Origin of the sequence: Stutzerimonas decontaminans, from assembly GCF_000661915.1 — a bacterium.
Classification (GTDB): Bacteria; Pseudomonadota; Gammaproteobacteria; order Pseudomonadales; family Pseudomonadaceae; genus Stutzerimonas; species Stutzerimonas decontaminans.
In genome coordinates this window covers 2,369,215-2,383,156 of record NZ_CP007509.1, presented here as the reverse complement: position 1 = coordinate 2,383,156, position 13,942 = coordinate 2,369,215, and the positions used below count along the sequence as shown (strand labels likewise).

The window sequence follows — 13,942 nt, the reverse complement described above, 5'->3', positions numbered from 1 at the left end:
AAGGGTGTCGCACCAGCTTTAAAGTCGCTTCCGCGCCGATGTCGAAAAACGACATGCGGTAGTGAACCTCGTCGCGTGACTCAAGTCCCAAAACCAGCGCGGCCCCTTAACTAACCCAACGGATTCGTTCTGCTCGTCGCCGGCAGCCTGTCTTTTCCGTGATGGATCACACGTCATGCTCTCTCTGCGACCGCTTTTTTATCCCCTTCTATTACTGCTCGGGCTGTCGCCCCTGGTGCCGGCCATGGCCTCCAGCAACCAGGTAAAAGCCGACAAACCGGGCTCGGTGCGCCTGTTCATCAACCGTGCCGGCAGCGGCAAGGCGATGGATGTCAGCAACACGCTGGAAGTGCCGGTCGAGGTCACCTTGCGCCTGACGCGCATGGTCAATGTGGCCGGCGTCGGTAATGGTGTGATTCGCAAGACCGTACCGGCCAACAGCCGGGTCCGCGTGGCGACGCTGAGCAAGCGCCAGGCAGGCGGACCAATCATGTTCAAGCATTCGTTCAGCTACGCAATGCTGTTCTCGCCGGAGCCTGACCAACCTGACGCGGTCTCGGTCGAAGGGCCGGCCTATGCGCTGCCCTGGCAAGGCGGGCCGTTCCGCATTTCCCAAGGCGCTGGCGGCGACTTTAGCCACAACTCGCCCAGCGGCCGCTATGCGGTGGATATCGCCATGCCTGTCGGCACCCCGATCGTGGCGGCGCGGGCGGGCACTGTGGTGAAGATTCGCAACGGTCAGGGCGGGCGCTTCCCGGACCCGGCCGGCAACTACGTGCGCATTGAACACGAAGACGGCACCCATAGCGCCTACCTGCATCTGAGCCGCGGGTCGGTGCGGGTCAAGCCGGGGCAGCAGGTCAAGGTCGGCACGTTGTTGGGCAAGTCCGGCAATACCGGCCGCAGCACCGGGCCACACCTGCACTTCGTGGTGCAGAAGGCCTACGGCAGCTCGATGTTGTCGATTCCCTTCCGCTTCAACCAGCCGGTGAACTCGCTGCCCAACTTTGCGCTGAGCGGCCAGTAAAGCCAGGGCCTAGAGCATGCGCTGCATGATGTCGTCGCGCTTGACCAGGCGGTGATACAGCGCCGCGCCGATATGCCCGAGCACCAGCAGAACGGTGAGCCAGGCCAGCGGTGAATGCACGCTGCCGAGCGAGGCGGCCCAGGCGACCTCCGGGCCTTTCTCCACCAGCTGCTGCCCGAATACCCTAAGCCCGTAGCCATTGCCGACCAGGTAGAGCACGCCGCTGATCGGCATCAGCAACATGCAGCCGTACAGCGCCAGGTGCCCGCCCTTGACCAGCCATGCAGTCGCTGGCTCGTGTAGCGGCCGTTGCTTGAGCTGACTCAGCGACCAGACGATACGCAGCAACACCAGGACCATCAACACGGCGCCCAGCGATACGTGCCAGGGCACCAGGGTCTGTCCGACCCAGTGCTCACCTTCGCCGATGCGGTCGCCCAGTTTGAGAAACTGCCAGACGATCAACAGCGCCATCAGCCAGTGGAATGTGCGCGAAACGGTGCCGTAGCGGCTTCTCGAATCGAGCGTCCGGTTTTCGGCGTTCTGCACGGCTGGCGCGGCACCCGCCTCGGTTTGCCAGAGGATTACCAGCGGCTCGTCGCCGGCCATGCGCTCCAGGTGCTCGGCGACCACCTTCTGGAACTGCGGCAGCTTGGCTTGATCGGGAGACTCCAACTGCGCGTGCAGACAGCCCTCACTCGCGCGCAGGCTGCAGCGGCCGAGCGGTAGTTCGATATCGCCGCCCTGCTCGTCCAGCTGCACGGCAAACTTGTGCCGCCAGTGATTGCACAGGCGCTTGATCAGGCGCGACGGATTGCTCGCCGTGATTCGGCTATGGGATCGGTACATGGTGTTCCCCCTCGATTAAATGTGCGCGTCAGCCGAACCGGTAGGCCGACAGCGTGGTGTGCATGACGCGGTCGCTGAAGACCTTGCGCCCGATCGAATCGCCAGCCGCGCCGGCAGCCACCAGCAGCGGGATCAGGTGTTCCTCGGCCCTGGGTGGGTGACACAGGCGTGCCGACGGCGCCTGTTCCCAGCGTTGCAGCGCGAGGTCGCGTTGCTCGGGCGCGGATTCGACCGCAGCGCTGAGCCAATGATCGAATTCGTCTGAAATCGGAGCGAAACGCGGGTCGCCATAACCGCGCATGTTGTGAAAGCTCATGCCGCTGCCGACGATCAGCACGCCTTCGTCGCGTAGTACCTGCAAGGCACGACCGGCTTCGATGTGCGCCAGCGGGTCGAAGTCGCTGCGCAACGAGAGCTGCACCACCGGAACATCCGCATCCGGGAACATCAGCTTCAGCGGGATGAACATGCCGTGGTCGAAGCCACGCAGCGCATCCTCACGGCCACCGAGCGAAGCGCCTTCGAGCAAGGTGGCGATACGTGCGGCCAGGGTCGGTTCGCCCGGCGCCGAGTAGCGCAACTCATAGGTATGCGGCGGAAAGCCGTGATAGTCGTAGATCAGCCAGGGCCGAGCGGCACTGGTCACGCTGAAAGTCGGCTGCAGCCAATGGCCGGATATCAGCACGATGGCAGTCGGCTTGGCTGGCAGTGTCGCGGCGATGCCCTTTAGGAAATCGGCCATGGCGTTCCAGGCAGTCGGCGGGTTCCACTCCATGAAGAAGCAAGGCCCGGCGCCATGAGGCACGAACAACGTCGGCATAGGGGCTGGTTTGCTGGAAGTCATCATTGCCTGCTCCGAGATGAAGTGGGACAAGCATGGGCTACACTCCCGAGTGTGAGAACCAGGCGAAATGCACTAACAGTTTTTACTCATAGCAGGAGCTGCAATGCTCGACCGAATCACCAGCATGCGCGTCTTCACCCGCGCCGCTACGGCCGGCAGCCTCTCCGCCGCGGCACGTCACCTGGACATGTCACCGGCGATGGCCAGCAAGCATGTCGATGCGCTAGAGAGCCGGCTGGGGGTCAAGCTGTTTCACCGCAGCACCCGACGCCTCAGCCTTACCGAGGCTGGCAGCAACTACCTGGAAGCCTGCCAGCGCATCCTGCCGGAAATCGAGGAAGCCGAAGCCAGCGTTGCGTCCCAGCGGATCGAGGCAACTGGTGTGTTGCGCATGAACGTGCCGCTGACGTTCGGCACGAATTACATTGCCCCGCTGCTTCCGGAGTTCAGCCGCCGCCACCCGGCGGTGAAGGTAGAACTCGGCCTGACCGACAGCAGGGTCGATCTGATCGATGGCGGCTGGGACATGGCCGTGCGTATCGGCAGACTGGAAGACAGCCCCATGCAGGCCAGGCGGCTTGCCGATTGCCCGCTGCTGGTCTGTGCCTCGCCTCGTTACCTGGACGAGCGAGGCGTGCCGCGCAGCGTCGCCGATCTGGCACAGCACAACTGTCTGGGTTACAGCCTGGCGAGCCTCGCCGCAGGCAAGGTCTGGCCCTTTGGCCGCAATGCCGAGGTACGGATCGCAGTCAACGGTGACCTGATCGCCAACAACGGTGAAGCCTTGGTGGCCGCCGCGGTTGGTGGTCAGGGTGTGATCTACCAACCGCAGTTCATCGTCGCTGGGGCCCTGCGCAGCGGTGAGCTGGTTGCCCTGGAGCTGGACCAACCCTGCGTGGGGCTCGGCGGCATCCACGTGGTGTATCCACCAGACCGCCGCCCCCCGGCCAAGGTCCGGGTGATGATCGATTATCTGGTCGATGCCTTCTCCGGCGCTCAACCCTGGGCACTGCAGTCAGTTTGAAGCCGTTGCCGTCGCGCGGCCCGGCCTGCGCACGGCAAAACTCCTCCCCGGCGGGCGTTAGCGCCTGCTTGCGCGCCTTGTCTGCATAGAAAAAAGGTGAACCGCTACCACGCGGAAAAGTCGGAACAGATGTGCGCGCTGGCAATTTCAGCCCGTATACGAACGCTCGGCATCCGACTGCCTGCACCTGGACCCATTGCGTATCCAGTGTCTCTCCTGCAGCGCAGTCCTCTACGCCGAAGTGTGGAAGCACCTTTTCCGGACGAGCTGGAGTGAGTATGAAAGCGGTCTACCCCTTCTCTGGTGGCTCGGCTGTCGAGAAAGCCGGGACCAGCAGGACCACCTGTCCCCTGGCTGCGCGGTAGGCCCGCGCATGGCGAATATACATATCGGTATTTCCGGCTGGCGTTATGCTCCCTGGCGCGGCGACTTCTATCCCAAGGGGCTGACGCAGAAAAAGGAATTGCAGTTCGCCTCCCGGGCGGTAAGCAGCATCGAGATCAACGGCTCGTTCTATGCGCTGCAAACGCCCGAACGCTATACCGACTGGTATGCCGATACCCCCAAGGGTTTCGTCTTCAGCATCAAGGGCCCGCGCTACATAACCCATGTACGCAGGCTGCGCGAGGTGGAAAAACCCATCGCCAATTTCTTCGCCTCGGGCATCTTCCAGCTCAAGGAAAAACTAGGGCCGATACTCTGGCAGTTCCCGCCGTCGTTCAAGTTCGATCCCGAACTGTTCGAATCCTTCCTCCGTCAGCTGCCGCACGACACCGAAGCGGCGCTGGAGGTCGCCAAGGGCTGCGAGCCACGCATGGAGGGCCGCAGCTACCTGTCCATCGACCGCAAGCGCCGGCTGCGTCATGCGGTGGAAATCCGTAACGCAAGCTTCGTCGACCCCGCGTTCATCGACCTGCTGCGTAAATACAAGGTGGCGCTGGTGGTGGCCGATACCGCCGGCAAGTGGCCGCACCACGAAGACCTCACCAGCGACTTCGTCTACATCCGCCTGCATGGCGCGGAGGAGCTCTACACCAGCGGCTACACCGATGCGGCATTGGACGATTGGAGCCAACGCATCCAGCGTTGGAGCGAAGGCAGCCAGCCCGACGATGCGCGCCTGATCAGCGCGAGCAAGCTCCGGCCGCGCCAGTCGCGCGAGGTGTACTGCTATTTCGACAACGATGTGAAGGTCCGCGCGCCCTACGACGCACGGCAACTGCTGAGCCGGCTTGGCCTGGATAAACACCTGCAGGCCACCCCCGGCCAACTAGAAGGAGCATTGGTTTGACTCTGGATAAAGACCATCCCATCGAAAGCGCCGACCTGGACGCCCACATGGCGACCGCGGTCAATTCGATCCGCATTCTCACGGTCAACACCCACAAGGGCTTCACCGCGCTAAACCGTCGCTTCATCCTCCCCGAACTACGCGAAGCGGTACGCAGCGTCTCGGCAGACATGGTGTTTCTGCAGGAGGTGCTGGGCACCCACGACAAGCACGCCCTGCGTTTTCATAACTGGCCGGCCACGCCGCAGTATGAATTTCTCGCCGACAGCATCTGGACCGACTTCGCCTACGGGCGCAATGCGGTCTACCCCGACGGCGACCACGGCAACGCCCTGCTCTCCAAGTTTCCGATCATCCGCTACGAGAACCTCGACATTTCCATCGCCGGCCCTGAACGCCGCGGGCTTCTGCACAGCGTTCTGCAGGTTCCCGGGCATGACGAGTTCCACGCGATCTGCGTACACCTGGGCCTGCGCGAAGCGCATCGGCAAAAGCAGCTGGACCTGCTCTGCAACCTGCTCGATTCGCTACCCGAAGGGGCACCGGTGGTGGTGGCTGGCGACTTCAATGACTGGCGGCTCAAGGCCACGCAAAAGCTCGATCGCTGCGCCGGCCTGCATGAAGCCTTTGCGGTCGCCCATGGCCAGGTCGCCAAGACCTTCCCGGCCCGCTGGCCGATGCTACGACTGGACCGCATCTATGTGCGTAATGCCAGCACCCACCGTGCGCAAATACTTGGTAACAAACCCTGGACGCACTTGTCCGATCATCTGCCCCTAGCGGTGGAGATACATATATGAGTTACCACTGGAGAGACGGAAATCGCCTTCAGTTGCTGGAAAACGGCGAAGAATTCTTTCCTCGAGTGTTCGAGGTGATCGCCCAGGCCAAGAAAGAGGTGCTGCTGGAAACCTTCATCCTGTTCCAGGACAAGGTAGGCATCGAACTGCAAAAGGCGCTGATTGCCGCAGCAGAAAATGGTGCCAGCGTCGACGTGACCGTCGATGGCTACGGCTCTGCGGACCTGCATGGCGAATTCGTCGCAGAGATGACCCGGGTCGGCGTGCGCATCCATATGTTCGATCCTGGCAAGCGGCTGCTGGGTCGCCGGCTCAACGTGTTCCGGCGCATGCACCGCAAGATCGTCGTGGTCGATGGTGAAACCGCGTTCATCGGCGGCATCAACTTCTCCGCCGATCATCTGGGCGACTTCGGCCCGGCGGCCAAGCAGGACTACGCCCTGCAGGTCGAAGGCCCGGTGGTGCGCGATATCCACCATTTCGCCCTGAGCCAGATCGCGCCAGACAAGACGCCGCGTCGCTGGTGGCGGCGCCGTCTGCGCCAGCAGACGCCGGGCTATGGTGGTGTCAGCCGCGGCGAGGCGCGTGCGCTGTTCGTCCTTCGCGACAACGATCAGCACCGCAACGATATCGAAGAACATTACCTGCAAGCGATTCGAGATGCGCGCTCCAGGTTATTGATTGCGAACGCTTATTTCTTTCCCGGCTACCGCGTACTGCGGGAAATTCGCAATGCTGCGCGAAGGGGTGTGCGGGTTCGGCTGATCCTGCAGGGCGAGCCGGACATGCCCATCGCCAAGTTCGGTGCGCGCATGCTCTACAACTACCTGATGCGCGATGGCGTCGAGATCCACGAGTACTGTCGCCGCCCGCTGCACGGCAAGGTCGCGTTGGCAGATTATGAATGGTCGACCGTGGGTTCCAGCAATCTCGATCCGCTGAGTCTGTCGCTCAATCTGGAAGCGAACCTGATCATTCGTGACCATGTCTTCAACCGCCACCTGCACGAGCGGCTCGATCACCTGTTGCAGACCGACTGCCGGCGCATTCCACTGGAACGGATCATCCGCGGTTTCTGGTGGCGGGCGCCGCTGGCCTTTCTGATCTTCCATTTCCTGCGCCACTTCCCGGGGCTGGTGAATCTGTTCCCGGAGCACAAGCCGCGCCTGGAGTTGCTCGACGCCGACACGCCAGAGCTCGACGCGGTGCCCGCCCCACTACAGCGAGAACAACAATGAGCGATACCTCCAAAGGCGAGCCGAAAAGCGGCTGGCGTCGGCGCTGGCCGCTGATCAAGAAGATCCTGACCTACGTCTTCTTCGCCCTTGTGGTCGGCCTGTTGATCGGCCTGGCACGCAACCTCGACTGGCAGGAGGTTTACAGCACCCTGCGCAACTACAAGGCACAGACACTGTGGATGGCCGGCGCGGCAGCGTTCGGCAGCTACGTGGTGTATTGCTTCTTCGACGTGCTGGGCAAAGGCTACGCGCGCCACGATCTACCGATCAGGCAGATTCTGCCGGTGACATTCGTCTGCTATGCGTTCAACCTCAACCTGAGCGCCTGGGTCGGCGGCATCGCCCTGCGCTTTCGTCTGTATTCGCGTCTCGGGCTGAAGCCCTCGCAGATCACCCGGGTGTTCACCATGAGCATCCTGACCAATTGGCTTGGCTACATGTGGCTGGCCGGGATGATCTTCGCCATGGGCTGGATCAAGCCGCCGGCAAGCTGGGAGATCGGCTTTACCGCGCTGCGGATACTGGGTGGCGGCTTGCTGGTGGCGTGCCTGGTCTATCTGGGGCTGTGCGGCTTTTCCAAGCGCCGTTCGTGGACCATTCGCGGTCACGAGATACATCTGCCGTCGCTCCGGCTGGCGCTGGTTCAGCTGGTGCTTGGAGCGGCCAACTGGTCGCTGATGGCGCTGGTGGTCTATTACATGCTGTCGCAGCAGGCAGACTATCCGGAGGTGCTGGGCATCCTGATGATCAGCAGCATCGCCGGCGTGGTGACCCATATCCCGGCCGGGCTCGGTGTTATCGAAGCGGTGTTCGTTGCCATGCTGGCTGACGAGATGAGCAAGGGCGCCATCGTTGGCGGCCTGATTGGCTATCGGGTCATCTACTTCCTGATCCCGCTGCTGTTCGCCACGTTGGTCTACGTAGTACTCGAAGCGCGGGCGAAGAAGCTGCGCAGCAGCAACCAGACCGGCGACCAGCAGGCGGTGTCGCAGGAAACCGGTTGAGGGTACGCGGATCAATTCTCAGGGAAGCCCCAAACCGCGGTGCTTCCCTTTTCGCGGCCAAGCTGCTCCGTCAGAGGTTGCTTGAGCAAAACCATGAGAGTACGGCCGCGCCGTCGGATCAATCATTAGCCTGCTCGCCACATGCGGGTCATGGCGTCAGTCGGAGCGCTGACCGAATGCTTTGGCCGAATCCGCTCCCCCTCTAGGCGTTCAAGAACGCCATGCCGTCCTTTGAGGGGCAGTGTTCACGTTACCCCGCTTCTTTCTCACAAAAAAACCGCTCAGGTTGCCCCGAGCGGCTTCTTTCATCGCAGCGGCACCTAGACCTGCGGACGCAATACCAGCACGCCGAGCGGCGGCAAGGTCAGCGACAGCGAGACCTTCTCACCATGGCTCTCGATCGGTTCGGCGAGCATGCCGCCGCCATTGCCGGTGTTGGAGCCGCCATAGCATTCGGCATCACTGTTGAATACCTCCAGCCATTTGGCGTCCACTGGCACGCCGATCCGATAGGCCTCGCGTACTACCGGCGTGAAGTTGGCAACTACCAGCAGCGGATGGCCGGTCGAACTCTTGCGCAGCCAGGCGAATACGCTGTTGGCACGGTCATCGCCGATCAGCCACTGGAAGCCACGCGGGTCGCTGTCCAGTTCGTGCAGCGCCGGTTCCTGGCTGTAGAGGCGGTTCAGATCGCGGACCAAGTTTTGCACGCCGCGGTGATCGGCCTCTTCGAGCAGGTGCCAATCGAGTTCGCGGTCGTGGTTCCATTCGCGCCACTGGCCAAACTCGCAGCCCATGAACAGCAGCTTTTTGCCCGGATGGGCCCACATGAACGACAGGTAGGCACGCAGGTTGGCAAATTTCTGCCAGCGGTCGCCCGGCATCTTGTCGATCAGCGAGCCTTTGCCGTGAACGACTTCGTCATGGGAGATCGGCAGGACGAAATGCTCGGAATAGGCATAGACCATGCTGAAGGTCATCTGGTCGTGGTGGTACTGGCGGTTGATCGGGTCTTCCTGAACATACTTCAGCGAGTCGTGCATCCAGCCCATGTTCCACTTGTAGGCAAAGCCAAGGCCGCCTTCGCTGGTGGGTTTACTCACGCCGGGGAACGCGGTCGACTCTTCGGCTATCACCAGTGCGCCAGGGGTTTCTATGGCCACCACATCATTCAGATGACGCAGGAAGTCTATCGCCTCTAGGTTCTCGCGCCCGCCGTGGCGGTTGGGAATCCACTCGCCGTCCTTGCGTGAATAGTCGCGATAGAGCATCGACGCCACGGCATCCACACGCAACGCATCGACGTGGAATTCACGCAGCCAGTGCAGCGCTGAGGCCAGCATGAAGCCGTGCACCTCGGTGCGGCCGAGGTTGTAGATGTAGGTATCCCAGTCCTGATGGAAGCCCTCGAACGGATGCGCGTACTCGTACAGCGCCGTGCCGTCGAATTCCCCCAGACCGTGAGCGTCGGTGGGAAAGTGCGCCGGCACCCAGTCGAGGATTACGCCGATGCCGGCGTTATGGCAGGCGTCGACGAACTCGGCGAAATCATGGGCGTTGCCATAGCGGGCGCTGGGGGCGAACTGCGAGAGCAACTGGTAGCCCCAGGAGCCGCCGAAGGGATGCTCCATGATCGGCATCAGCTCGATATGGGTGAAGCCAAGGTCGACTACGTAGGGAATCAGGCGCTCGGCGAGTTCGTGCCAGTCATAGAGGCGACCATGGTCACCGCCGTCGCGCCGCCAAGAGCCGGCGTGCAGCTCGTAGATGCTCATCGGCGCATTGACTGACTGACGCGCGGCGCGCTGATGCAGCCAGGCCTGATCCTTCCACTGATAGTCCAGCGGGCGGGCAATGACCGAGGCGGTTCCCGGCGGATGCTCGGTCGCCAGGGCGATCGGGTCGGCCTTCAGCGGCAGGATGCCGTTCGGTCCGAGGATCTCGTACTTGTAGGTATCGCCCGGTTGCAGACGAGGAATGAACAATTCCCAGACGCCGGAAGGAAAGCGCAAGCGCATCGGATGCCGGCGCCCGTCCCAGCCGTTGAAGCTACCGACCACGGAGACACGCCGGGCGTTGGGCGCCCACACCGCGAAGCGCACTCCCTGCACACCGTCGACTTCAAGCACCTGTGAACCGAACACCCGACCGATCTGCCGGTGGTTGCCTTCGGAGAACAGGTGCATGTCCAGCTCGCCGAGCTGCGGGCCGAAGCTGTAGGGGTCCTCGGTGATCTGTTCGCCGCCGGCCCAGCGGATTTTCAGCAGATAGGGTTGTTGGTGCGGCAAGCGGGTAAAGAAGAACCCTGGCACCTGCCCCTGCTCCATGACCGCCAGCTGACGCTGGTCACGGTCGAGTACCTCGACACCCAAGGCATTGGGCAGGTAGGCGCGGATCACCACGCCTTCGCCATCTGGATGAGGTCCCAGGATGGAAAACGGGTTGCCATGTTCGGCTCGCACCAGGGCGTCTACATCGGTGTCGCTAGGCATCAGGGTTTCCCCTGGCATGGTCAGGGCCGGGCGATCAATCATTGGAACCTCCATCGAAAAGCTGTTGTGCCAGGGCGAGCAATCCCTGTAGCGGGACGGGCAACCAGGCTGGGCGGTTCTCCGCTTCGTAAATGATCTCGTATGCGCATTTTTCCAGGCTGAACAACAACAGTGCAGCATTCGCGCCATTCGGATCGCGCCAATCATGCGGCAACTCGGCCGTCGCTTCGCGATAAGCCTCGAGGAACGCTTGTTGCGCACTGCTCTGGTAACTCGCCGCGATACGATGCCGCGCCTGATCGGCCTCGGTCGTGCTGTCGCTGATCTGCGCGCCGCGAACCGTCATCGCCGCGGCATATTCAAACGAACGCAGCAGGCCTGAGACATCCTTGAACGGGCTGTGTTTCGCGCGGCGTTCATCCAACGAACGCGCCGGTTCGCCCTCGAAGTCGATGAAGTAGGCGTCGCCCTGCACCACCAGTACCTGTCCGAGGTGAAGATCACCGTGCACGCGGGTCCGCACGCCGCCAACGGTTTTAGCAGCCAAACGTTGCACTTGTTCAAGCAGCTTGTCGCGCCGCGCCAGTAGCTGGCCGAGCGCGGCCGCCTCTTTCCGATCCAGACTAGCTCGGTGTTCCTCAAGGCGCTGTAGCGCATGCTCCAGTTGTGCGCTTACATTTTGCTGCCACTTTTTGGCGTCAGCCTTGCTGGTGCTTTCGTAGGCAAAGGCCTGATCTTCGGTCTGCGCGGCCAGCGTCATGTGCATTTCGCCGAGGCGCTGACCGAGCAAGCGGTTGAACGCCTGCAGCTCATCCAGGGCGCTGAACTGGTTCTCGTGCATAGACACGCCGCCGGCGATTTCGTCACGCACCGCGCGGTCGAGGTTGTTCAGTGTCCACACCCAGGCATCGCCCTGGCTGTCGAGGAAGTGCTGAATCACCATCAGCGCCACCGGCTCGCCCTGCTTGTTGATGCGGCTGACCTGGCCGAGCATGGCGGAAATATGGGCGAAGCCCCGTTCGGTGAGAAAGGCGCCCATTTCCAGTTCAGGGTGGATGCCCGGTGCCACGCGACGGAGCAGTTTGATCATGACCTTGTTGTCGATGATCGCCGAGCTGTTCGACTGCTCCGCCGAGATGAAGCGCACCTCGGGGTGCGCCGGCAATTGCAGGTCGGCCAGCCGCGGCATCGCCACGAAGCGGATCTCGCCGTCATTGCAAGGCAGCACCAGTTCGTCGCGCAGGCCCTGAATCACCGCGGCACTGAACTGCTCGAGGGCGAAGGCATCGGTCATCAGGCCGACCTGCGGCCCGCGCCGCACCCGCGCCAGGGCCAGTTGCTGCGGCAGCGCGACCTCGAAGTCGGCCTCGGCAAGAAAGCCCAATGGCAGCTGATACAGATCGCTGCGCCCGACCGATTCCACACAGAGCTCGCTGAGCAAGACCGGCCGGTTCTGATCGCCGAACGGCACGCAGTAGCAGATGCGGATCGACTCGATGGCTACATCCTTGGCAGCAAACCAGCGCCGCTTGGGCAGATAGGCTGGCAGCGCTTCGGTTTCCAGAATGCGCCGGTTGGCGGCGGTCAGGATATCCAGGCGCTTGAGCACCAGTGTCTGGAAGTCCGGCATGGTTTCTACCGGCTCCTGGTGCCAGCTCGGCATCTGATTGGTTGGTGCGAGCTGGAACCAGTAGAAGCCGTAAGGCGGCAACGTCAGCAGATAAGGCAGTTGACCGATCGGTGGAAACGCACTGCCGCCAACCATCTCCACCGGCACCATCCCGGCGTATTGCGACATTTCCAGCTCAGCGGCCTGGGCCGAGCGCGAGACATTGGCCACGCAGAAAATGATCTCCGTTTCGCCGTTCGGCCCGGTGAACTCGCGCATGTAGGCGAGGATGCGGCGGTTGTTCGGCGCGAGCATTTTCAGCGTGCCGCGGCCAAAGGCCTTGAACTGCTTGCGGATGGTCAACATCCGCCGCGTCCAGTTGAGCAGCGAATGCGGATCGCGCTGCTGGGCCTCGACGTTGATCGTGTAGTAGCCGTAGAGCGGGTCCATGACTGGCGGCAGCACCAGGTTCGGTGGGTCGGCGCGGGAAAAGCCGCCGTTGCGGTCCACCGACCACTGCATCGGCGTACGCACACCGTCGCGATCGCCGAGGAAGATGTTGTCGCCCATGCCAATCTCGTCGCCGTAGTAGATCACCGGTGTGCCCGGCATGGAGAGCAGCAGGCTGTTGAGCAACTCGATCCGCCGGCGATCACGCTCCAGCAACGGGGCCAGGCGCCGGCGGATGCCCAGGTTGATCCGTGCGCGCTTGTCCGAGGCGTAGTAGTTCCACAGATAGTCGCGCTCGCGGTCGGTGACCATCTCCAGGGTCAGCTCATCATGGTTGCGCAGGAAGATCGCCCACTGGCAGTTCTCCGGAATATCCGGCGTCTGCCGCAGGATGTCGGTGATCGGGAAGCGGTCTTCCTGAGCGATGGCCATGTACATGCGCGGCATCAAGGGGAAATGGAAGGCCATGTGGCATTCGTCACCCGGACCACCGTCTTCGCCACCGAAATATAGCTGGGTGTCCTCCGGCCACTGGTTGGCTTCGGCCAATAGCATGCGGTCGGGGTAGTTGGCGTCGATCTCGGCGCGGATGGCTTTAAGCACCGCATGGGTTTCCGGCAGGTTCTCGTTGTTGGTGCCGTCGCGCTCGACCAGGTAGGGAATCGCGTCCAACCGCAGGCCGTCGATGCCCATGTCCAGCCAGTAACGCATCACGGCCAGTACGGCCTTCATCACCTGCGGGTTGTCGAAATTGAGGTCCGGCTGGTGTGAGTAGAAACGGTGCCAGAAGTACTGCTTGGCCACCGGGTCCCAGGTCCAGTTGGATTTCTCGGTGTCGAGGAAGATGATCCGCGTGCCCTGATACTTGTCGTCGGTATCGGACCAGACGTAGAAATTGCGCGCCGCCGAGCCCTTCTTCGCCTTGCGCGCCCGCTGGAACCAGGGGTGCTGGTCCGAGGTGTGGTTGATGACCAGCTCGGTGATCACCCGCAGCCCGCGCTTGTGCGCCTCGGCAATGAAGCGCCGGGCATCGGCCATGGTCCCGTACTCCGGATGCACACCGCGGTAATCGGCGATGTCGTACCCATCGTCGCGCCGCGGCGACGGATAGAACGGCAGCAGCCAGATGGTGTTCACCCCGAGGTCGGCGATGTAGTCCAGTTTCTCGATCAAACCGGGGAAGTCACCGACGCCGTCGTTGTTCGAGTCGAAGAAGGACTTGAGGTGAACCTGATACACCACCGCATCCTTGTACCAGAGCGGGTCCTTGATAAAAGCGGCGGGTTTGCGCGGTTTTGCCATGTTCTTCATTCC

General features: G+C 62.4%; 10 protein-coding genes. 6 read left to right on the top strand and 4 right to left on the bottom strand.

Annotated elements, in window-relative coordinates; translation table 11 throughout:
- The first annotated feature begins 175 nt into the window (after nt 1–175).
- Nucleotides 176–1,027 carry a M23 family metallopeptidase gene (locus UIB01_RS10965; RefSeq protein WP_038660104.1) on the top strand — a complete coding sequence of 284 codons (852 nt, stop codon included), beginning with the start codon at nt 176–178 and terminating at the stop codon, nt 1,025–1,027.
- A 9-nt stretch (nt 1,028–1,036) separates the two neighbouring features.
- Here UIB01_RS10965 and UIB01_RS10960 read toward each other — a convergent pair whose 3' ends face one another.
- The gene (locus UIB01_RS10960) at nt 1,037–1,876 is read right to left on the bottom strand and encodes a DUF2218 domain-containing protein (protein ID WP_038660102.1); all 840 of its coding nucleotides are present in this window, start codon (nt 1,874–1,876) and stop codon (nt 1,037–1,039) included.
- 28 nt (nt 1,877–1,904) lie between these two features.
- Entirely contained in the window at nt 1,905–2,720 is an 816-nt protein-coding gene (locus UIB01_RS10955; RefSeq protein WP_038665687.1) for a DODA-type extradiol aromatic ring-opening family dioxygenase, read from the bottom strand.
- 103 nt (nt 2,721–2,823) lie between these two features.
- Here UIB01_RS10955 and UIB01_RS10950 point away from each other — a divergent pair, with 103 nt between their 5' ends.
- The 5 genes from UIB01_RS10950 (at nt 2,824) to UIB01_RS10930 (ending at nt 8,077) form a co-directional block, all read left to right on the top strand.
- A complete protein-coding gene (locus UIB01_RS10950; protein ID WP_038660099.1) occupies nt 2,824–3,744 on the top strand; it encodes a LysR family transcriptional regulator in 921 nt (306 codons plus the stop codon).
- Between the two features lie 373 nt (nt 3,745–4,117).
- Nucleotides 4,118–5,035 (top strand): DUF72 domain-containing protein, encoded by a 918-nt coding sequence (locus tag UIB01_RS10945; protein WP_038660096.1) that lies wholly within the window; start codon nt 4,118–4,120, stop codon nt 5,033–5,035.
- On the top strand, nt 5,032–5,835 hold the full coding sequence (locus UIB01_RS10940; protein WP_038660093.1) for an endonuclease/exonuclease/phosphatase family protein: 804 nt from the start codon (nt 5,032–5,034) through the stop codon (nt 5,833–5,835). The genes UIB01_RS10945 and UIB01_RS10940 overlap by 4 nt, the downstream gene beginning before the upstream one ends.
- On the top strand, nt 5,832–7,073 hold the full coding sequence (gene clsB, locus UIB01_RS10935; RefSeq protein ID WP_038660090.1) for a cardiolipin synthase ClsB: 1,242 nt from the start codon (nt 5,832–5,834) through the stop codon (nt 7,071–7,073). The genes UIB01_RS10940 and clsB overlap by 4 nt, the downstream gene beginning before the upstream one ends.
- On the top strand, nt 7,070–8,077 hold the full coding sequence (locus UIB01_RS10930) for a lysylphosphatidylglycerol synthase domain-containing protein (protein WP_038660087.1): 1,008 nt from the start codon (nt 7,070–7,072) through the stop codon (nt 8,075–8,077). Before clsB ends, UIB01_RS10930 begins: the two co-directional genes overlap by 4 nt.
- 320 nt (nt 8,078–8,397) lie before the next feature.
- Here UIB01_RS10930 and glgB read toward each other — a convergent pair whose 3' ends face one another.
- Together glgB and treS are read right to left on the bottom strand one after the other, a co-directional pair.
- Entirely contained in the window at nt 8,398–10,611 is a 2,214-nt protein-coding gene (glgB, locus tag UIB01_RS10925) for a 1,4-alpha-glucan branching protein GlgB (RefSeq protein WP_038660084.1), read from the bottom strand.
- A complete protein-coding gene (gene treS, locus UIB01_RS10920; protein ID WP_038660081.1) occupies nt 10,604–13,930 on the bottom strand; it encodes a maltose alpha-D-glucosyltransferase in 3,327 nt (1,108 codons plus the stop codon). Before treS ends, glgB begins: the two co-directional genes overlap by 8 nt.
- Nucleotides 13,931–13,942 lie beyond the last annotated feature (12 nt).